Source organism: Paraburkholderia sp. MM6662-R1 (assembly GCF_050436245.1).
GTDB classification, from domain to species: Bacteria; Pseudomonadota; Gammaproteobacteria; order Burkholderiales; family Burkholderiaceae; genus Paraburkholderia; species Paraburkholderia tuberum.
Map to the genome: position 1 here is coordinate 451,350 of NZ_JBNDLV010000001.1, position 20,827 is coordinate 472,176.

The following is a 20,827-nucleotide window of genomic DNA, read 5'->3' on the forward strand; positions in this document are numbered from 1 at the left end:
TTGCACGCCAAGCCACGACGATCAAATTCGGATGATCCTTCACCGGAAATGAACGCGTTTTCCCTTCTGCAAGCGGCACGTCCTCAACGAGCGTGCGTACGCAGTTCAACAGCTTGTCGCACATCCACGCGCAGTTCCCTCTCGTTACAGATCGGACTCAACTCAATTTCGATTTATTTCTTGCGTCCAAGAATCGTTTTAACCGTTAAGCATTCCGGATGCTCCGACGATTCCATATCGTCCGGACAAGACAACCATTCATAAAATTCGAGCCTCTGTTTTGCAGCATCCTGCCTGCAGGCCGCCACCTGGAAGTCTGTATCAGGCATATAACCGCCTTTCCAGTCGTTGAATGCCATCCCAAATAACTTGCAATCGGATTGCAATTTTTTTTCCCACAGCTTGTGATTTTTCGCGAGTTCCGCGAGCGCTTCGCCCTTAGCGTTGGCGTGGAGATTTCGATAGAGTTTTTCAGCGTCACTTAGCATGCCCTTCGTGTCGGCATTTGTACACGCCAGATAGTCATCGCGCGTTTTCGCGGATGCCTCGCAAATCGCGTCTGCAAAGGCGGCCGACGTGCCGCATGATAGGATCACTGCAACCGTTATCTTAGTGAGTCGCATCATAATTCCCCGTAGCAAACAGTCGACCCTCAGCACGACGGCGCCTGACCAACCCCAGTGGGTGTTTGCCATACGCCGCTGTGTATTGCTGAAATTTCGACGGCGCTTGATCGTAATGACCGGTATTAACGAGCGCGAAAAACTCGTTATTTCCACTTCTATGATTGAAGATGAAATCAACAACCGCATCGTACTCGTACTGAAACAACGGAACAAAAATTCTGCTATTTACAATTCTCTCGGCTTCGCGTAGATCATGAGAAGCAGTTTCAGCGCCTGCGGTTCGGTAATTCCATTTCTGTAAAGCGCTTCGGAAGGTGCACCGGATATTGGTCCGATATGGACCAGATGTCCGTATCCGATCGTGGCATTTCCGCCGCCGCCACCTCCATCCTTATCGTACAAATGCGACCGAAAGGCCTCCCACTGCGCAGTGAACTGAACTCCAGCTTGGGAAACATTCCACGGCTTGCCGATCCTGTCTGACTGGAGAATTACAAGTGAACTCGGGTTTGTATCTGTTAGTGCTGCTCCCAGGGCACTCTTTCTCGTCCATGGCACTTTTCTGATTCTGTTGTTCCATTTGACCTCTGCTGATTTTCCAGAACACACCCGACGAATTAATCATCCAAAGCAGTTACGGTCAACACCTTTAATTTGAGATTGAGATTTTTTGACAAATATTTACGATGATTCCGCGTATCTTATTTTCAATGCATATTTCCGCAATCGCGGTTCAACAAAAAGGGCGGCGTTGAGCCAACTTTACCGTCAGGGATCGATGCCGGTCGCGGTTCGGCCGGTGTACCGGTGTTCTGCGTGATCAGCGCTATTGCATCCATTGCAGCGGCGCGCTGCGGCTCGCGGATAATCCTGCGTGCCAGCTTGATGCGGGCAACTTGTGGCTGAGGCGCTTCGCGCGCATGCCGAAGTCTCGATTTCGACCGCCACTCGCCGCGCGCCGTTTGATTGACACAGGCAAAGCCTCCTAAAATCATCCGTCGCCCATTCCATCTCCCTGTAGTCGCCTGTTAGCGTGGTAGCCCAACAACTCCAGGGGACATCGTAGTGTCGTATCAACACGATCCGGATGCCGTGCAAGTGGTACTCAGTGCGCCTCAACTGGCGGCGGTGCTCTCCCGCCAGTCGATCAGCCCCACCGAAATGCTTTCCAACCGGCTATGGGGCGGTTTGCAGGTTGTCGGCGGGGTATTGGAAATGGTCGGGGCGGCGGCTCTGTGTGTGCTGCCCGAACCGACGATGGCAAGCAAGGCGGGGTGCGTTGTGTTCGGCGTGCATGGCTCAGATACGGCGTCGGCAGGTTTGCGACAAATCTGGACGGGCCGGGATACGGCCACGCTGACCCAGCAAGGAACGACGAAACTGGCCGAGGCGATGACGGCCAGTCCTGACCTGGCAAACAAGATCGGCCTGTCAGTTGATATGATCGTGCCGTTTGGCTTCGCTGGCTCGATCAAGGCTGCACGCGTGGCCAGCGTCACGATGGGCAGGATCAATCTGCAAATGCATGAGGCGAAGGCCATTAATCCAAGGCTTGGCGGGCATACGATTCTGAAGCATATTGAGAAGGATGAGGCATGGCTCATAGCGTTATACAGAAGTCATTAGCCGAGCCCTTCGCGGAGCGCGCGTAGCGTGTCAGCGGCAGCGAGTACCTGATCGAGCCCTCGCCAGATGGTCTTGGCGCCCGGCTCACCGTCACTCTTTCGGCCGAGGAAACCACCGATTTGCGCAATCAGCCGCACGACCTCATTCACAGTGGGCGGCGTCGCCGGCATCTTCTTTTTTGCCAGCAGATGGGCGCCACGAATTTCGTCCGGATCGAAGAACAAGGCGGCATCCAGATCCGGGCAGGTTCGGCCTTTGCGCATCAAATACGTCACGCGCCAAGCCACCACCAGGAACAAGGCCAGCGCGCGCTCAATCCGGTCGACAGCGGCCAATTGCAGGGTCTCGACTTCGCAGCCATTCTTGAGGACATGGAAATAGATTTCGATTTCCCATCTCGCCCGGTACCAATTGATCAGTTCGACCGCTTCTTCCTGGGTTGCGACGGCTCGGTTGGTCAGCAAACGCCACTCAATCGGCTTGATGCCAGCGGGCGCCCCGACTTCGCGTGCGATTACGCAGTGAACCTTGATCTTGCCGCGCTCGCCGTCCGCGATCTCGACTTCGCGAGCCCACAGTTGCTGGCGCACGGTGCGACTCTTCTGAGTCTCGCGGGCGCCGGTCACGAAGGTGATTTCACCCAAGGGCTCAGCGCTGGTTGTACTCGCCCACAGCCTGGCGCCGTCGCCGCCGGGCAAACAGCGGTCATGTTTGGCGCGCACCAGCCAGTCCGCCGGCGTGCCCAGCTCGCTGGCCCGGCGCATCATTTGCACCATGTCGGCCTCGCGGTCGGCCACGTACACCAGTCGCGTGTGCGGCATGTCCGGCGCCATTTCCGCCACGCGCTCGTAGCCTTCGACCCAGCGTGTGCTTTCTTTCGGACCAGGACGAACGCCATCGGCATCAAGCTCCTCACGCGCCCACATCCACGCGTCGAGCACGCCCAGCGGTTCGCGTTCGGTCGTCACCGCATAGGTGGGGTGCAAGTACAGCCCGCGCCTTGCTTCGTAGTTCAACGGCCCCAGCCCGTCGATGTCCTGGCCGTTGAAATCAAGCTCGGTCGTGTCCTGGATGCACAGCACCACCGACTGGCTGCGCATGCGTTCCTGCGTGCTCGCCCAATGCGGCTCCAGTATGGCTTCCCAGGCCACATCCGTATTGCGCAAAAAACGGTACGCTGCGCACGTCTCGCTCCAGCTATCGCACGCCTGCGGGATACTGGCCGTCGGATTGGCCGCAAGTCGTTCCATCAATTTCTTTGCCCTCCTGTCCAGGCGGGCGTCGCCAAGGTCCAGCCCCGCAAATTCCTGCTCGATCCACTGCTGTGCAGCCTTCGTCACGCGCCCGCCCAAATTGCAAGAGTAGACGCGATTCGGCCAAAGTTTACAAGCCCAGCCTCCAAGTCATTGAATGTAAACGGCTTGCTGGCGCGGGCGGCGCGGACAACGAAATGTGTATAACGCTATGGGCATGGCTACGGGAACGCCTTAAACGGGAACCCCAAAAAAGGGTTGTTTCATCGTTTTATAATCTTCAGGTGGCAGAGTTGGCGATATCTGATGTAATGAACTCAAATGCCTTGAAAATACAGAGCTGGATACAATCTCCGAAAAACCGCATTCCCCTTACATTGGTCAAGAAGGTTTGTGGCGATATAGGATACGGGGTAACGAGAAAAACCAACGAACTGACCAAGATGAACGAAGTCACCGTAATTTTGAAGTTTCAGGAATATAATAATATGCCGTATTACATATTAACCGCCCACGTGGGCTAAGGATAGCCAATGCTATCAGATCGCTACCCTAGAATGTACGAGCTTTTCGGTGCGTATTTCAATGAGGATTTTGATTTGTGGGGAAACACAATCCCTGAAATTGTCTCATGCTATAGAAATGATAGCCCACTGGAATATCAAAAGGAAATGGTTGATGAAATAAATTCATTCATGAATGAGCATCCGTCCGACCTCGATTCTGCGTTTGAAAGAGATTACGGCGCAGGGATTGATCCCAATCTGTGGGGCCACACTACTGCTTCATTCCTTGACGAACTCAAGCGCCTTCTGAGCGAGTAATCAACCTGTCGCCGCGCGAGGAATAAAAAAAACGGAGCGAAAGTCGTTCGAGACTTTCGCTCCGCTACGCCAAGCAAGGACTGGCCAAGCCCTCGTCTACCCTCGCGTAAAAATCACCTCGTCACCGCGCTGCCACGCCGGTCAGAATCTGCGCAACCCCATCCACATAGCTGCGCGTGCCGAAGCGCTCCTGCGCGGTCCGATAGCCGTTCCTGACCAGTTTGTCGCGCAAGTCGCCGTTCGAGCGCAATTCGGCGAGCGTATCGGCGAGCGCATGCGCGTCGCCCGGCGTACACAGCACGCCGTTCTCGTAGTCGTCGATGATTTCGAGCACGCCGCCTGCGCGCGACGCCACGACCGGCCGCTGCGCGAGCATCCCCTCGACGATCACGCGACCGAACGGCTCCGGGGTGATCGACGTATGCACAACCGCATCGACCGCGCACATGCAGGCCGGAATATCGTGCTGGAAGCCGAGAAAATGCACGCGCTCGCCAAGCTTGTGCGCGGCGACGAAGGCGCGCAGTTCGCTCTCGTACTGGTCCTCGCCGAACAGCGCCGCGCCGACCAGCACCGCATGCATCTGCGGATTGAGCACTATCGCTTCGAGCAGCACATGCTGTCCCTTCCAACGCGCAAGCCGGCTGAACGAGCCGACGAGAAACGCGTCGCGCGGCAGATTCAGGCGCTCGCGCAGCAGCGCTTGCGGCACCGTGCGCAATGCGTCGAACGGTTCCGCGGCGATCCCGTTGAACACGACGTCGATGCGCTTGCTGTCGAACCGCGTAAGCTTCGCAAACGCCTGCGCCGATGCAGCCGAATTGGCGATCACGTGCGTGAGACCGAGCCGCGCGCACCACTTGATGATCGCAAGCTGCTTGCCGCCGAAATGCTCGGCGCTGACGATGTCGCGCAAATGCCAGACCACCGGCCGTCTCGCGAGCTTGCCGGCCACGGCGCCGATCACCATCGCACGCTGCGTGTTCGCGTAGATCACATCCACCTTGCGCGCGCGTTTCGCGGTGGCACGCACGAGTGAGATGAGTCCCTTCAACGCCTGACCTTTTGGCATCGAACCGCCCTGCTTGCGCACATTTTTGAGCGCGCCGGCATCGAGTACAGTGACCTCGACGCCGGTTTTCGCGAGTGCGGTGTTGAACGGCCCGTCGTCGAACAGCACGACCTCGATGCGCGAGCGCAGCGCCTTGACGATTTCGAGCAGCGACAGTTCGGCGCCGCCGAGCACGCCGCTCTGATCGACGGCAAGAATGCGCGGCACGTTCGCGGCGCCCTGCACGGCCGGCCGATACGGCGTATAGGCCGGCAGCGTCGCCGTGCACAACGCGGGCACCGCCGCGCGCACCTGCGAGAAAAAGCGCTCGCGGAAATGCGCGGCCGAAAACTGCTCGGCGTTGCCGCGGCAATTCTCCGGCAGGAACCGGTGCCGAAGCTCGTCGAAACGATTCACGGCAGCGATGATCGAGTCGGTATCCTGTTCATCGAAGAACATGCCGGTCGGCTTCGGCTCCGACAGATCGCGCACCGTTTCGAGCGCCCCGCCCTTGCCGTACGCGATCACCGGCGTGCCGCAAGCCTGCGCCTCGACCACCGAAATGCCGAAGTCCTCTTCGGCCGCAAACACGAATGCCTTCGCGCGGCTCATGCGGTCCTTCAGCACCTCGAACGGTTGATAGCCCATGATCTCGACGTTCGGCCCCGCCTTCGCGCGGATCTGCGCCATGTCGGGTCCGTCGCCGATCACGACGAGCTTGCGCTCGGGCATCCGCTCGAACGCCTCGACGATCAGATCGATTTTCTTGTACGGCACCATGCGCGAGGCGGTCAGATAAAAGTCTTCCTTCTCCGTGCACAGCGTGAACGCCTCGACATCGACCGGCGGGAAGATCACCTGCGCGTCGCGCTGATACACCTTCTTGATGCGTCGCGCGATGAACGCCGAGTTCGCGACGAAGCCGTCGACCGAGTTGGACGTGCGGATATCCCAGTTGCGCATGTAATGCAGAATCAGCCGCGCCAGCGCCGACTTCGGGCCGTTGGTCAGCTTCGACTGCTGCAGATACTGATGCTGCAAATCCCACGCATAGCGGATCGGCGAATGCACGTAGCTGATATGCACCTGATCGGGACCGGTCAGTATGCCCTTGGCGACCGCGTGACTGCTCGAGATCACGACGTCGTACGCCGACACGTCGAGCTGCTCGATCGCGAGCGGCATCAGCGGCAGATACGAGCGGTACTTGCTGCGCGCAAGCGGCAACTTCTGGATGAACGACGTCGTCACCGGCTTGCCGCGCAGGAAGCTGCGATCGTCGAGAAAGTCCACGAGGCTGAACAGGTCCGCGTCGGGAAAGCACGCGATGATCTGCTCGAGCACTTTCTCCGCGCCCGCGTAGGTGACGAGCCAGTCGTGCACGATCGCGATGCGCACGCTTTTGCTCGCGCGCGGTGCGGTACGGCGCGGTGCCGGCTGGATGCCGGGCACGCTCGTCAGTTCGTCGAGCGCGCTGCGCGTCGCGGGCCTCAACAGTTTTTTTTCAAGGACGTCATGATTCATGCGCTTTTCCTCGGATTCAGTCGCAATAGCAGTGAACGCGCAAGATTGCGCAAGGCGGGCGTCATCGTGATCGACCACGCGACGTTCGCGCCGACCATCAGCACACCGGCGGCGATCGCGAGCGCGAGGCTCGGCAGGAAGCTGGCGAGCCACAGACTGGCGAGCAGGAAAGCGAGATGGGCGAGCATGTCGAGCACGATCTGGCGCGCGCGGATCGCGGCGAAACGCAGCAGCACCGCGTAGTCGAACAGCGCGCGGGCAGCGACCGCGACCGCCGCGCCCGTCAGCCCGAAATGCGTGATACCGAGCCACAACGCGCCGGCGAAAAGCGGCAACTCGACGAGGCCGATGCGCGCGGCGGTGGCTGGATTGACCTGCGACTGAATCAGGATGCGCGTCACGTTCGCCTGGCCGACGAGCCACACGGCGACGATCATGATGCGGCCCACGGGCGCCGCGACCGTCGCGATCTCGTTGCCGACCCACAGATGCAGGAACGGTTCGAGCACCAGCATCGCGATGAGCGCGACCGGCGTGAACACGCCGTTCAGAAATTCGAGCGATTGCTGCGTGATCGTGTCGGCGTCGGCGCGGCCGACTGCGGAAAGCCGCGGAAACAGCGTGCGTACCAGCGCGGTCGGCACGATGTTCAGACGCGTGACGAGATTCTGCGGCACCGTGTAGTACGTGACGAAACGCGCGCCGAGCCGTGAACCGAGCATGACGCGATCGAGCGAATCGGCGACCATCGTCGTCACGCTCGCGATCAGCATCCAGCCGCCGAAGTTGAACAGCCCCTTTGCGACGCCGAGCCGCGGCGGCTGAATGCTGCGTATTTCAAGCACTTTCAGCGCGTAGCGGCCGAGCAGCAACGCCGCGAGAATCCGCGCGACGACTGCCGCGGCGAGTACGTTCTGCAAAGTCGCGCCGAGCCACCACGCGGCACCGAGCGGCAGCAGCTGGAACAGGAACGTGCCGATGGTCTGGTTCGTGTTGTAGACGCCGAAGCGTTCCGCGCCGTTGATCGCGCCCGCGAACACCCACGACACGTTGGCGATCGGAATCGCGACCGCGAGCCACGGCAGCGCCATATAGACTTCGTGCTGCAGCTCGGGCGATACCTTCGTGAAATACGCGGTGTACAGGAACGCGCCGAAGTAGATGATCAGACCGCCGACAACGCCGGTCGTCAGATTGAGCCAGGTTGCGCTCCAGAACACGCGTGCGCTTTCCTGCTGATCGCCCGACGCGCGCGCCTTCGAAATATGGTTCTGCGCGGCCATGCTCATGCCGAGATCGAGAATCCCGAAGTAGCCGATCAGCGTCCACACGAGACTGATCACACCGTAGCGCTCCACGCCGAGCAGCCGGATATACGACGGCACGGTCACGAGCGATACGAACGTCGGCAGCACGAGCCCGAAAAAGTTGATCGCCACGTTCCTGAGAATGCCTTTGTCCATCGAATCCCTTCGGTTTTGCGGTTAGATTGGGTGCGGGGCTGCGTCAGCGAGGCCAACGCACCTCAAGGCTTCCAGCGATACATCAGCACCTTGCCGCGCGCGTCTTCCTCGACGAACACCAGGTACTCGCCATCGCCGCGCTTCGTCGCGCTGATACCGTTCGGCACGTCGACCCAACCCGACGCGCGGCCCACTTCGGGGCCCGGCCGGATCACGCCGAGTTCCTTGCCGCTGTCCTTGTCCCACACGTGCACCGCGCCGACCGGCTCGACGCCGAACACGTACTGTCCCTCGACCGTGACGCCGATGATCGTCGCAATGGGCTTGCTCTGCGTCTGCCAAGGCAGCGTGATCGCGTAGCGCTGCACCGGCTTGCCGCTCGACCACTTGTCATAGCGCACCAGCACGCGGCCCACTTCCTTCCAGAAGCCCTGCGCGGTCGGCATATCGGCCGTATACCCGCTCACGTACATCGTGTCGGTGTCCGATTCATAGATCGCGCGATGCAGTTCGCTGAACGGTGCCGGCACCGGGTACTGCGTCAGGTTCGAGTACGAGTAGACCGGGTTGCCCTTCGCATCGAGTCCGCCGAAACGGAAGCGATAGATGCCCTTCGTATCCCGGGTACGCCAGATGTCGCCGGCCATGTCGACCCACCAGCCCCAGCCGCCCGCGAGCTTCGTGCCGCTCGTGTTCAGCGTGTATTCGTCGCGATCGAAGCGCCCGTCGCCATTCGTGTCGCGCCAGATCCAGTCACCGCCCGGCGGTGCATTCGGCACCTTCGCGACCGCGCGCTCGCGACCTGCGATAAATCCCGAGGGAATCGCGGTCTCCCCGTCATGCTGCGGATCGAAGCGATAGATCTTCAGATGATCCGCATACATGTCGGTCAGATAGAGGAACGTGTGCCCCTTCAACCGCCGCGCGATCGGCAGACCCGGATACTGGTCGGTATGGAACACCGGATCGTCCGGGTACTTGAACCGATTCGACAGGAACCCCGCGTATTTCCAGTCCTGTCCAGACGGCTTCGACAAATCGAGTTCGAAGCGCTTGTTGCCGGTATAGACGCTGTCGGGCCGGGCCGGATCGATCCACGCGCCGTCGACGAACAGCAGCCCCTCGACCTGCCAGTTGCGCTTGCCGTTCGGCGCATAACTTTCGAGCGTCGCGCCGAGGCCCGCGCCGATCGGCTCGTAACGCGGACCGATGCCATTGGTCGACACGTACACGTTGCCGCGCGCATCGACACCCACGCCGGTCAACCCGTTGAATCGCAACGGTCCGGGCTTGCCCGCGACGCCGCTGAAAATGCCGCCGCGCTCGCCGAGCGTGCCCGACTCCGTGTAGCGGCCGTCGCGCTTCGTGAAGAACAGCACCTGCTGGCGCGGACCGTTATCGGCGATCAGGAGGCGGCCTTGCGCATCGACGGCGAGGCCGACCGCGACCGTATCGGCCGGCAGCGTGATGGTCTCGTCGATGCGCTGACCGGTCGCCGTGTAATGCTCGATACCCGGCGCGCGATCGCCGCGCGTGCCGCTGAGCACCCATAGCGTGCCGTCGGGCGCGAGCGCGATACGTCCAGGCTCGTGCACGTTCCACGTTGCTTTCTGCTGCATCGATTCGGCATCGTAGACTTCGATGCGATTGCGCGCGGTATTGGCCGCGAACAGCGTCGTGTCGTTCGCGGCGAGCCCGCCGATCTCAGCGTTCGTGCCGGTCGGCACTTCGTTCATCATCAGAAAGCCGGCCGCGAGCTGCGCGTGCGGGTCCGCGTTTTTAGCGACGGGCTGAAACGGTGCCACGCGCTTCGGCTCGTCGATCAGGCGCCGCGAGATACCAAACCATTGCTTACCCTTGTCCGGCCACACGCCCGGCTCGACCAGGCGTCCCTTTTCATTGCCGACCGCGATCGCGACGAACGCATACTTCCGGTTGACCGCGATCGCATTGCCGCCGGCGTTGCCCCAGCCATGCGTGCCGCCCGCGAAGCCGAGCATCTTGCCGTCCTGATAGACGCTCGCTTCAGCGCCGCTTTCGTCCCACGGCGCGTTCGTATAGACCTTGCCGTCGGGCGTGACCGCGATCGCGGTGATATCGATCTGCGTCCATGTGCCATCGCCAAAGCCGAAGCTGTTGCCGATCCATGAGGTCTTCGCGTTCAAAGCGGTTTCGGCGCGCGCCGGCAGACCGGCCGATGCGGCGACGACGCCGGCAGCGCAGGCTGTCAGGGCGAACCAGCTTTTGAACGTGATACGGCGCAAGGCGGAACCTCCAGTCGATGTCCGGTCAACGCGATGCACGCGGACCTGCGCCCGCTCGGGGCGAAATTCAGTGATGTGGCAAAGCGAAACGAAGCGCAACCGATTGAAGCGCGGCACCTGAAGGCAGCCGTCCGCACGGCTAAGTTACGCGGAAAAAATGCGGTGACGAAAATCGAAAATAATTCAAAAATATTCGTCCGCTTATACGTCGCAAAAGAAACGATTTTAAAAATCGATAAACGCGCAAGCCTCGCCGTCAGGTCGCCTCTGTCGCGACGATCCCCCGTTCCTACCGATGTGATATCAGGCAATGCGCATTTGTTACGGATTGCCCGATGCTCACCACATAAGCATATAAATCTTTCGAGAATGGCCAAAGAAATACCCTGTTTCAATCTGATTCAATTAGCCCATTCCATCGGGTTTTTTCTCGAGTTTCTTTTCCCTAGAATCGATTGCACTTCAGTTGCGACGCGAAGCTCGCGCCTGTTCGCCGACCATTCGTTGCGAACCGCGCGGCCCTTCGTCCGGCCCATCCGCTTTACACCATGGACGGTTCATGACAGCCAGCGCATTGCCCCTCGCGCCCTCCCATTCCCGCATCGTGCAGCTCGACGGTCTGCGCGCGATCGCCGTGCTCGCGGTGTTCGCGCAGCACGCGTTGAAAGCGCCGCTATGGATGGGCGTCGATCTGTTCTTCGTTTTGAGCGGCTTTCTGATCAGCGGCATCCTGCTCGATCGCAAGTCGCGCCAGCAGTCGTATTTCAGCTATTTCTATGCGCGGCGCGCGCGCCGCATCCTGCCGCCGTACCTGCTGCTGATGGCCGTGTCGTCGCTGCTGTTCGGCCTCGCGTGGGCGCAGCACTGGTACTGGTACGCGTTCTTCGCGACCAATATCGGCGATGCGCTCAATCAAAGCGGTCATGACAGCCTCAACGTGCTGTGGTCGCTCGCGGTCGAGGAGCAGTTTTACATCTTCTGGCCGTTCGTGATCCTGCTCGTGCCCGAGCGTCTGCTTGGGCTGGTGGCGGCCGCACTGATCGTGCTGGTGCCGCTGCTGCGCGCGCTCGCGACGCCGTGGTTCGATTCGTTCTGGCCGATCTACTACCTGACGCCGTTCCGCATGGATCTGCTCGCGGCCGGCGCGCTGCTCGCGGTTGCCGTGCGGCGCGATCGCAATGCGCTCGAACCGTTCAAGGGACTCGCGGTGCTCGGCGCTCTGGCCGCGCTCGCGGTGCTGGCATGGCTGCATCTGCACTACCCGCGTTTTCGCGCAGCGAATACGCCGTTGTCGAATGCGGGGCTGTATAGCGTGTCGCTGGTGCTGTGCACGTCGATCGTCGTGATCGCGCTGCAGAGCAAGGGCATCGTGAAGCGGCTGTTGTGCAATCGCGTGCTCGTTTATATCGGCACCGTCAGCTACACGATCTATCTGATCCACCTGAGCGTGCTGTACATGGTGTGGCCGCTGCATCTGAATCGCTATCTGAGCGCCGCGATCGCGCTCGCTATCACACTCGTGTACGCGAGCATCACGTGGTTCGCATTCGAGAAGCGCCTGATTTTCGGCGCGCGCGGGTCGAGAGCGACGACCGGCGCCAGCGCCCACGTTGCGCGGCAAGCACCGCAAGGCCGCGCATGAACCGCCTGGCCGTTGTTGCTGCCCACGTGCTGGGTGTCGTGTCGGCGCTGATGCTGATCGCCCCGACAACGCGCGCGGCCGTGGCCGGGCCGGCAGCGTCATCGCCGACGCAACTGCTGATCGACGCTTACGGCGACTCGACCACGCTCGGCATCACCTGCAGCGATGGCCACTGCGGCCCGCAAGCCCGCAACGCCGTCACGTATCTGCAGCAAGCGTTGCAGGCGCATGACGGCGAGCGCGTGCGCGTCACGAACTACGGCGTCGGCGGCACGATGGCCTGGCAGTTGCGCGACGGCACCGGCAACCGTCGCGCGGGGCCGACGGCGGGACTGCCGTGGCGCGAACGTCTCGCCGCCTCGCCCGCGCGGGTCGTGTTGATCAACTACGGCATCAACGAAGTGATGCACAACCAGACGCCCGAGCAGTTTTACGCGGCCGAGACGTCGCTCGTGCAAACCGCGCGAGCGCTCGGCAAGGAGCCTGTCTTGCAGACCTCGAACCCGATGCCCGATGACCGGCTCAACGCCCGGCTCGCCGCGATGATAGCGATGACGCGACGCGTGGCCGCCGAACAGCAGGTGCCGCTCGTCGATCAATACGCGTATGTGAGCAGCCTGCCCGACTGGAAGTCGCTGATGTCGGACGGCGCGCATCCAAAGCCGGAGTTGTACCGGCTGAAGGCCGAACAGGATTATCGGGTCGTCGAACCGTTGGTGCGGCGGCTGCTGGACAACGCGCATTGAGCCAGGCCCTCACGCGCGTTCCGTTCTCTTTTCTCTCACAAACTAGAAGGCAAGCTATGAGCCAACCACGCAAAGCGATCATCACCGGCGTATCCGGACAGGACGGCGCTTATCTGACCCGGCTGCTGCTCGACAAGGGCTATCACGTGACCGGCACCTACCGGCGCACGAGTTCGGTCAACTTCTGGCGCATGCGTGAGCTTGGCGTGCTCGATCATCCGAATCTGCGTCTCGTCGAACACGACCTAACCGACCTCGGCTCGACGCTGCGCCTGCTCGACGGGACGCAGGCCGACGAGCTGTACAACCTCGCCGCGCAGAGCTTCGTCGGCGTGTCGTTCGACCAGCCGGTGACCACCGCCGAAGTGACCGGCGTCGGCGCACTGAATCTGCTCGAAGGCCTGCGTATCCTGAGCCCGAAGACACGCTTCTACCAGGCGTCGACCTCCGAGATGTTCGGCCTCGTGCAGGCGGTGCCGCAACGCGAAAGCACGCCGTTCTATCCGCGCAGCCCGTATGGCGTCGCGAAGCTGTTCGCGCACTGGTCGACGATCAACTATCGCGAGTCGTACGACCTGTTCGCGAGCAGCGGCATTCTGTTCAATCACGAATCGCCGCTACGTGGCCGCGAATTCGTCACGCGCAAGATCTCGGACACGGTCGCGAAGATCAAGCTCGGCAAGCAGGACGTGCTCGAACTCGGCAACCTGAGCGCGCAGCGCGACTGGGGCTTCGCACTCGAATACGTCGAGGGCATGTGGCGCATGCTGCAGGCCGACGCGCCCGACACCTTCGTGCTCGCGACCGGCCGCACCGAAACGGTTCGCGATTTCGTGCGCATGGCGTTCACGGCGGCCGGCTATCAGCTGGAATGGTCGGGCAAGGACGAGCGCGAGACCGGCATCGACGTCGCGACCGGCAAGACGCTCGTGCGCGTCAATCCGAAGTTCTATCGGCCGGCCGAAGTGGACCTGCTGATCGGCTGCGCGGACAAGGCGCGCGACACGCTCGGCTGGCAACCGCAAACCTCGCTCGAGCAGCTTTGCCAGATGATGGTGCAGGCGGACATCGCGCGCAACGAGCACCACGAGACGTTCTAACCCGGCATCCGTGTGCGGCGGCGCTCGCCGCCGCACACTGCCCCGTCAACCCGCCAGTTTCCGGAACGTCTCCAGCACCGCATCGCCCTTGAACGGCTTGACGATCCAGCCCTTCACGCCGGCGGCCTTGCCGCGCTCCTTCATCGCGGGGCTGCTTTCGGTCGTCAGCATGATCACGTTGACGGTCTTGTTCGCGAGTTCGCCGCGGATTTTTTCGACCATCGTCAGGCCGTCCATGTTCGGCATGTTCACGTCGCTGACGATCAGGCGGATATTCGAATCCGTTTTCAGCTTCGCCAGGCCATCCTTGCCGTCGATGGCCGTCGCGACGTCGAGACCGTTTTTCGCCAGAAAACCCGCGACTTCATCGCGTACCGTGCTCGAATCGTCCACCACCAGAATCTTTGCCATAACCATTCCCTTGCGTCACCGACGCGTCGTATCAAAACAGATCGAGTTCGCCGGACTCGACGAGATCGTCGACATCCACCGCGTTTTCAGAAAAATCTTCGGGTGACCAGCTCAGGTTGAAAACGAAGCGCTGGTCGATCGATACCGACTGTCCGCTCGCGGCGTCGCTCAATCGATATTGAAACCGCAACTGCGGATTGTCCGAGCCGAACGAGATGTAGCGATGCTTGTGATTGACCAGCAGTGGCACCTGCACCTGCACCTGACTTGCATCGCGAGCGTTCTGCTGACCGAGGAAGCGGTCCTTGAATGCCCCCCAGATCAGATTGGTCAATTCGCCGAGCACGTCGTTCAGATCGCGAAAGCCCGGTTGCCCCGCGCCCATGCCGGGCTCGCGTGCCGCGCGATCGCGATCGATCATGCCGAGCAGCGGCTCCTCTTCGGCCTGCATCAACATATAGCCGCGACACCAGTTGCCTTCGAGCGGAATCAGGCTGAAGACCTCGCCGAAGATGATTCGATCGCGCACGATACTGGGCGTGTCGCGTTGCACCGTGACGCCGTCGAACAACGTGGCGAGCCGCGCTTGCGTGATCTCCGCGATACCGCGCACGAGCGCGTTCGGGAAGTCGAGGCTGAAGATGTATCGATCGACGGCTTCACGCAGCGCCGTCAGATCGGCGGCATTGAAATGCGCGCATGCCGCGTTCGTCAACGGCTTCGGAAGCCGTTCGAGCGGCGCGTGGCCGCTCGAACGCAGGATCACCGGCAGTTCGGGGCGCAAGGCATTGATGCGCGCGGCGCTCGTCGCCGCCTGCTCGACCGATCCGCCGTAGTTATCCGCCAGCAGAACGCCGCCGAGATCGATATTGGTGGCCAGTACCGAGCCGAGGCGGTTGCTGTCGCGCACCTTCAGTGCGATCAGGTTGTGTTCGTCGAAAAAGAGCTTCAGCGCTTGCGCGTGTGCCGGACAGTCGTCGAGCACGAGCAGCTTGCTGACGGGCTTGCTGGTATTCATCGTGTTTCAGTCTGCGAATGCAGTGTTGAGGGGCTAGAAAAGTTCGAGTTCGCCTTCGGCCTCGTCGGCCGTGGCGAGTTCAGCCTTGAAATCGAGGGGCGCCTGCGCGCATAGACATAGCGTGACACCCAGCCGGGCCGCACCGCCGATCGTCAGCTCGTACGCCCACACGTGATCGGGCCGCAACTCGTCGAGATACTCGACACAGGCGCTGTTCAATTCATACGGCGTCGACATGCCAAGATCGGGAAAATGATTGACCAGTTGCTGGTTCATGTAGCCGCAGCACAGGTTGCCGAGTTCCATCAGCGTTTCCGACAGCGAACGCGTCGTGTCGCCGCTGGCGTAGTAGGCGTGCGTCGCGTCGTCCTTGCCGAAATGCAGCACGAACAGCAGACGAAAGCCGATCGACGAGATCGTCAACGCCATCGCGCAAGGTCCGGCCGGATGATCGCGATCCCACCTCGGCACTGCCGTGATCTCGCACGAATCGCCCGGCGTCGCGGGCAATCTCGCGCGCGCCGCGTGACAGAAGATGTCCGCGATGCTTTGCTTCGCCTGATCGGTAATCACGCCGCGGCCTGCTCGAGCCGGGATTGGAACTGGGTCGCCAGCGCTTCGACGCCGCCGAGCGACGCCGTGATCATCTTGCCGCCGGCCTGGATGTCCTGGAACGTCGCCGCCGTCGTCAGGTCGTTGCGATGCAGGCTCTCGCGATAGCTCTTCGACAACTCCTGCGAGCGCGACGCCAGCGAGCGCACTTCGCCCGCGACGATCGAAAAGCCGCGACCCGCGGTGCCGGCGCGCGCCGCTTCGATCGACGCATTCAGCGAAACGATCAGCACGTGCTGCACGATCGCCGACAGCTCCTGGTTCTTCTTGTGCATGTCGCGGTTCTGCGACATCAGTGAAATCATCTGCTCGTGCCAACGCTCGAACGTGATGGTCAGCGTCTTCAGACGGCCCGCCTCGTGCGCGATCCGCGTCGCATGCTGCAGCCATTCGTCGCTTCGCGAACTCGCGGCGTCGAGCGACGCCTGCAACGCTTCGCGATCGTGCGCGCACTGCCCCGCTTGCGCGCGCAGATCGGCTAGCATCGACTCCAGTGCGGCGCGCTCGCTGTCGGCCTGCTCGCCGAGCCGGACCGCCGCGTCGAGTTGCTGCTCGAGACCCTGCCGCGCGAGCGCGTCGACACGTTGCGCCTGCGCACCCGCGCGAAGCTTCCGACGATAAAAAATTCCCGTCGCGAGTGCGCAGAGAATACCGCCAACGCCTGCGGCCAAAAGATAGCTTTCAAGCACAACCTGCTCCCATCGCTTCGTTCAATCCATCAGGCCGTCAGCCTGCTACCGCATCCGCGTCACGCTCGCGCGCTGCATCGGCGGACGCCTCGAGACTGTCCACGGCCCAGTCCTCGGGGAACGACACGACGGTCTGAAAGCGGCGATAGTCCGCGCCGCGACGATCGTCGGTGAAACGCAATTCGATGCGGCCATGCTCGCGCCGCACGAAATCGCGCACGGCATCCATGCCGACGCCGCGGCCCGAAATCTCGCTGACGGTCTGCGCGGTCGAGAAGCCGGAACGGAAAATCATCTCGGCAATCGCTTCGTCGCTGAGCGCGGCATCGGCGTCGATCCAGCCGCGTTCGATCGCGGCCCCACGGATTTTCGCGAGCGCGAGACCGCGGCCGTCGTCGCTGATGGTGATCTGCAGCGCGTGATGGTCGACGCCCACTTCCAGTTCGATGACGCCGGCGGCGTCCTTGCCGTTCGCGACACGCTCGGCGGCAGGCTCGATGCCGTGGTCGACCGAGTTGCGCAGCAGGTGCGTGAACACATTGCGCAGCGTATGGCTGACCTCGCTGCGCACGCGGTAGCCGTTGTTGTCGATGCTGACGACCGGCGCCTCCTTGCCGAGTTCGGCCGCCAGAGACGGCAGCGAGTCGAGCACGCCCGCGAGCGCTTCGTAGATCGATTCGGTGCCCAACAGACGCAGTTCGCGCTGCAACGATTCGCGCATCGACACGAGCGCGTCCCGGTCGGCCGGATCGGCGCTTTCGAGCAGATCCAGCTGCTTCTGGATCAACTCGCGATCGACCATCAGGTAGCGATCCACCGCGCCGCTCTGGCCCGGCCCCTTGCGGCCGAGGCTCACTTCGTTGATCGTCGCGTAGGTTTCGAGCGCGGCCTTCACGCGCTGCAGATCCTCGATCAGAAGCTGCTGGTCCCACGCTTCGCTGCTGTCAGCGCGGCGCAATGCGTCGTAGCGCTGTTCGGTTTCGTGGACGATGCCGGTCAGATGCTGAAGGCTGTACGTGCGCGCATTGCCCTTGACGGTGTGCATGTTGCGGAACAGCTCGGCGACGGCTTCGTGACTCGGCTCGTGATGCTGACGGATGATCCGTTCGTTCTCGCTGATGAAGCCCGTCGCGCTTTCGACGAAGTGATGGAACTTCTCCTGACTCACCGCGAGAATCTCGCCGATCATTTCCAGCCGGCGCTTCTGTTCGCCGGCCTCGGCGGCGAGCTCGCGCAGTTCGGTCACGTCGCGCACGCACAGCATCAAACGCAGCACGACGTCGTGTTCGTCGGTGATCGCCGACCAGCTCAGGTCGAGCGTCTTCACGCGGCCATCGGCCATCGGCTTGGCGATCTCGTTGACGAGCAGGTGCTGATTGAACTCGAAGTTCATGCTGTCTTCACCGATGCATGCCTGCAGCGCCGCTTCGATCTGCGAGAGCGCATCGCTGTTGATATCGGTGCCGCCGAACACGAGATCGAGCAACGGACGGCCCGCAATCTCGCGCGTCTCGAAGATGGCCTCGAGATAGGCGGAGTACTCCGGATGCACGACCACGCCTTCGACCACCGTCAGAATCCCCTGCTGCATGTTTTGCAGCATCGCCTGGATATCGGCGGTCTTCTGCTTCAGTTGCAGCGAGCTTTGCTGGATCTTCTCGATCATGCCGTTGAACGCGACGATCGAATGACCGATCTCGTCCATGCGTCCGACCGGCACGCGGCGCGTGAAGTCCTGGCTCGCCGCGATCTCGCTCATCTCCACCTGCATGCGGCTCAGCGGCCGGGTGATCTGGCGATACAGCAGCGCGCTGATCAGCAACAGCACCACGATAGCCGCGCCGGTCGCGGCGCCGATCGCCGTCGTCGTGGTGGCGAGCGCGCTGTTCAGTTCGTCGATCGCGGCATCTTTCTGGCGGTTCTTTTCGATCCGCAGCGTCTCGACGATGCCTTCGAGTTCATCGCGGTATTGCGCGACGTTCGCGAACAGATAGGCCTGCGCCAGTTCGTTCTTGCCGTCGGCCTTCATCTTCGCGGTGTCGTTGACCGCGTTGAAATAATTCGCGAGGCTGTCGCGCGCCTGGCTCACGAGCCCGGTTTGGGCCTGACCTTGCGCGGCCTTCGCCTGCACGTCGAGCGCCGCCTGCAACGACGCTTCCTTGCTCTTCAGCAGGTCTTGAGCCTGCGAGACCATGTTCGCGTCAGGCGCATAGACGAGCGTCATCATCGCGAGCTGCACGTCCTTGACTTGCGATACGAGGTCTGCCGACGCGAGCGCGCTCGGCACGACGCCCTGGGTGACCTGCCTGACGTTGGCGGCGCTGTTGCGGGTCTGAAGCACGGCGTATCCGCCAATGGCGGATAGCGCGACAAGCATCAGAATGACGAGAAGCGTGATGCGGTGGCGGATGGTCATCTGAAAATCCCCGAGATCTGAAAATACAAGGTCCCCGCTTTCTGGCGGGACGCCCGTGTGTTTTTGTACTTTCGGGCGCGGGGATTATCGTCGCGGATGTGTGACGTAAACGTGACGAAGTCGACGCCGGGCGCCACATTTCAGGGATTTGAAAAATAAGGTCGGAAAATCGCGGCCAAGGGCTGATCCGGGCTCAAGTTCAACAGAAAAGTGCCGTTATTTGCAGCCTATTTTTTTTGCCGGTCTTGCGGCGACATGAACGCGAGGCCCGAACGCAGCGATCCGAGCCTCGCCCCTTTTTTCATTCGATTGAACCGCCGCCGCTGCGCTTCAATGCAGCACGCTCCCCGCAATCGCTTCGGCATACACCGCCGCGACCCGCTTCGCGATCACCGCGTTATCGAAGCGTTCGCGCGCATAGCGGCGGCATGCATCCGCATCGGGCAACTTCAGCGTACCGTTCAGCGCGCCGGCGAGACCCGCGGCGATCGCAGCTGCGCCGGTCTCCGGCAACACCAGATCGGGCGACAATCCCGCCACCGCCTCGGGCAATCCGCCGACCGGCGTCACCAGCACCGGCGTGCCCGACGCAAGCGATTCGACCGTGATGAGCCCGAAGCCTTCCAGCGCGACGGTCGGCACGACGCTGATGTTGGCCGCGCGATACAGCGCCGCCAGATGCTGATCGGGCACGAAGCCGAGCAGCTTCACGTTGTGTTCGAGCCCCGCGTCGGCGATGCGCGCCTCTAGCTCACCTTCGAGCCGACCCTTGCCCGCGATCAGCAGCAGCACGTCGGGCGCGCTGCGTTTGAGCAGCTTCACCGCATCGATCAGATCTTCGAGACCCATGCGCCGCACCAGCCGTCGCACCGCCAGCACGATCGGTCGGTCCTGCGGCAATTGCAGACGCAGACGCGCCTCGGCCTGCGTGATCGGCAGATTGAACTGCTCGACATCGACGCAGCCCGGCACCACGCGCACGCGCTCCGGCGAGATGCCGTAGCGCGTCGTGAGAATCTTGCCGAACGCGTCGGACAGGACGATCAACCGCGACGAACGCGCGTATACCGACTGCTCCAGATAACGCTTCGCGCGCTGGCCGAACGAATCGGCGCCTTCGACGTGGCTCTCGTCGGCCCACGGTCCCTGAAAATGCGACACCTGCGGAATGCCGCGCGTCACGTCGAGCCCCGGAAACGTATAGAGCGCGAAGTGCGACGAAATCACATCGGGCCGCGACGTGCGGATTTCGTGGCGCAGCGCGCGGCGTGCCGCCATTAGCCGCAGCGGCAGCGATTGCGCGGCGGGGCCGAAGCCGTTGATCGCGCCACCGGTATCGGCCGCGACTTTCGGCGAGCCGGCGACGACGCCGCGCACCGCGACGCCCGCGCCCGGCAGCGCGCCGACCAGCGAGTAGTACATGCGGTCGAGGCCGCCCGCGCGTTCGGGAAACCAGTGCATCCCGATCTGCAGTGATTTGATTGAGCCAGTCGTCATGATGGTGTGCCCCTGTGTGTTGCTTGCGGTGAGTTGCTATGTGTAGACGTGGACGGCGCGCCTCG

General features: G+C 61.9%; 17 protein-coding genes and 1 pseudogene. 6 read left to right on the forward strand and 12 right to left on the reverse strand.

What is annotated here, in order from left to right; translation table 11 throughout:
* Positions 1 to 609 precede the first annotated feature (609 nt).
* Together OKW39_RS02105 and OKW39_RS02110 are read right to left on the reverse strand one after the other, a co-directional pair.
* Positions 610 to 981, reverse strand: coding sequence for a glycoside hydrolase family protein (locus OKW39_RS02105; RefSeq protein ID WP_429563441.1), 372 nt, complete (start codon positions 979 to 981; stop codon positions 610 to 612).
* A gap of 352 nt (positions 982 to 1,333) precedes the next feature.
* Positions 1,334 to 1,621 (reverse strand): hypothetical protein, encoded by a 288-nt coding sequence (locus OKW39_RS02110; protein WP_429361239.1) that lies wholly within the window; start codon positions 1,619 to 1,621, stop codon positions 1,334 to 1,336.
* A 70-nt stretch (positions 1,622 to 1,691) separates the two neighbouring features.
* Here OKW39_RS02110 and OKW39_RS02115 point away from each other — a divergent pair.
* A pseudogene (locus tag OKW39_RS02115) lies at positions 1,692 to 2,228 on the forward strand (RNase A-like domain-containing protein); the annotation flags it as partial.
* A gap of 20 nt (positions 2,229 to 2,248) precedes the next feature.
* Here the strand turns inward: OKW39_RS02115 and OKW39_RS02120 are convergent.
* On the reverse strand, positions 2,249 to 3,592 hold the full coding sequence (locus OKW39_RS02120) for an IS4 family transposase (protein ID WP_429491420.1): 1,344 nt from the start codon (positions 3,590 to 3,592) through the stop codon (positions 2,249 to 2,251).
* Between the two features lie 110 nt (positions 3,593 to 3,702).
* Between OKW39_RS02120 and OKW39_RS02125 the strand changes: the two genes are divergently transcribed.
* Together OKW39_RS02125 and OKW39_RS02130 are read left to right on the forward strand one after the other, a co-directional pair.
* On the forward strand, positions 3,703 to 4,029 hold the full coding sequence (locus tag OKW39_RS02125) for an RNase A-like domain-containing protein (RefSeq protein ID WP_429561950.1): 327 nt from the start codon (positions 3,703 to 3,705) through the stop codon (positions 4,027 to 4,029).
* 9 nt (positions 4,030 to 4,038) lie between these two features.
* Positions 4,039 to 4,329: a contact-dependent growth inhibition system immunity protein gene (locus OKW39_RS02130; protein WP_429361243.1), complete on the forward strand. Its 291-nt coding sequence runs from the start codon at positions 4,039 to 4,041 to the stop codon at positions 4,327 to 4,329.
* A 121-nt stretch (positions 4,330 to 4,450) separates the two neighbouring features.
* Here OKW39_RS02130 and OKW39_RS02135 read toward each other — a convergent pair whose 3' ends face one another.
* From OKW39_RS02135 to OKW39_RS02145, 3 genes are all read right to left on the reverse strand, one after another.
* Positions 4,451 to 6,904 carry a glycosyltransferase family 4 protein gene (locus tag OKW39_RS02135; RefSeq protein WP_429561951.1) on the reverse strand — a complete coding sequence of 818 codons (2,454 nt, stop codon included), beginning with the start codon at positions 6,902 to 6,904 and terminating at the stop codon, positions 4,451 to 4,453.
* A complete protein-coding gene (locus OKW39_RS02140) occupies positions 6,901 to 8,367 on the reverse strand; it encodes a flippase (RefSeq protein WP_184033630.1) in 1,467 nt (488 codons plus the stop codon). Before OKW39_RS02140 ends, OKW39_RS02135 begins: the two co-directional genes overlap by 4 nt.
* Before the next feature lie 62 nt (positions 8,368 to 8,429).
* Complete coding sequence (locus OKW39_RS02145; RefSeq protein ID WP_429561952.1) at positions 8,430 to 10,631, reverse strand: hypothetical protein; 2,202 nt, start codon at positions 10,629 to 10,631, stop codon at positions 8,430 to 8,432.
* 559 nt (positions 10,632 to 11,190) lie between these two features.
* Between OKW39_RS02145 and OKW39_RS02150 the strand changes: the two genes are divergently transcribed.
* From OKW39_RS02150 to gmd, 3 genes are read left to right on the forward strand one after another with little or no spacing between them, the layout of a single operon-like run.
* Positions 11,191 to 12,273, forward strand: coding sequence for an acyltransferase family protein (locus OKW39_RS02150; RefSeq protein WP_429561953.1), 1,083 nt, complete (start codon positions 11,191 to 11,193; stop codon positions 12,271 to 12,273).
* A complete protein-coding gene (locus OKW39_RS02155; RefSeq protein WP_429561954.1) occupies positions 12,270 to 13,019 on the forward strand; it encodes an SGNH/GDSL hydrolase family protein in 750 nt (249 codons plus the stop codon). Before OKW39_RS02150 ends, OKW39_RS02155 begins: the two co-directional genes overlap by 4 nt.
* Before the next feature lie 56 nt (positions 13,020 to 13,075).
* Positions 13,076 to 14,119: a GDP-mannose 4,6-dehydratase gene (gene gmd / locus OKW39_RS02160; RefSeq protein ID WP_090804840.1), complete on the forward strand. Its 1,044-nt coding sequence runs from the start codon at positions 13,076 to 13,078 to the stop codon at positions 14,117 to 14,119.
* Between the two features lie 45 nt (positions 14,120 to 14,164).
* On the opposite strand, the gene OKW39_RS02165 is transcribed toward gmd, so the two are convergent.
* The 6 genes from OKW39_RS02165 to OKW39_RS02190 form a co-directional block, all read right to left on the reverse strand.
* Positions 14,165 to 14,530, reverse strand: coding sequence for a response regulator (locus OKW39_RS02165; RefSeq protein WP_018418019.1), 366 nt, complete (start codon positions 14,528 to 14,530; stop codon positions 14,165 to 14,167).
* Between the two features lie 31 nt (positions 14,531 to 14,561).
* Positions 14,562 to 15,548 carry a chemotaxis protein CheX gene (locus OKW39_RS02170; protein ID WP_429561955.1) on the reverse strand — a complete coding sequence of 329 codons (987 nt, stop codon included), beginning with the start codon at positions 15,546 to 15,548 and terminating at the stop codon, positions 14,562 to 14,564.
* Between the two features lie 33 nt (positions 15,549 to 15,581).
* The gene (locus tag OKW39_RS02175; RefSeq protein ID WP_090804836.1) at positions 15,582 to 16,121 is read right to left on the reverse strand and encodes a hypothetical protein; all 540 of its coding nucleotides are present in this window, start codon (positions 16,119 to 16,121) and stop codon (positions 15,582 to 15,584) included.
* Complete coding sequence (locus OKW39_RS02180; protein WP_429561956.1) at positions 16,118 to 16,849, reverse strand: methyl-accepting chemotaxis protein; 732 nt, start codon at positions 16,847 to 16,849, stop codon at positions 16,118 to 16,120. Before OKW39_RS02180 ends, OKW39_RS02175 begins: the two co-directional genes overlap by 4 nt.
* Before the next feature lie 37 nt (positions 16,850 to 16,886).
* A complete protein-coding gene (locus OKW39_RS02185; RefSeq protein WP_429561957.1) occupies positions 16,887 to 19,265 on the reverse strand; it encodes an ATP-binding protein in 2,379 nt (792 codons plus the stop codon).
* Between the two features lie 330 nt (positions 19,266 to 19,595).
* Positions 19,596 to 20,762, reverse strand: a complete 1,167-nt coding sequence (locus OKW39_RS02190) for a glycosyltransferase family 4 protein (RefSeq protein WP_429361258.1) — start codon at positions 20,760 to 20,762, stop codon at positions 19,596 to 19,598.
* Positions 20,763 to 20,827 lie beyond the last annotated feature (65 nt).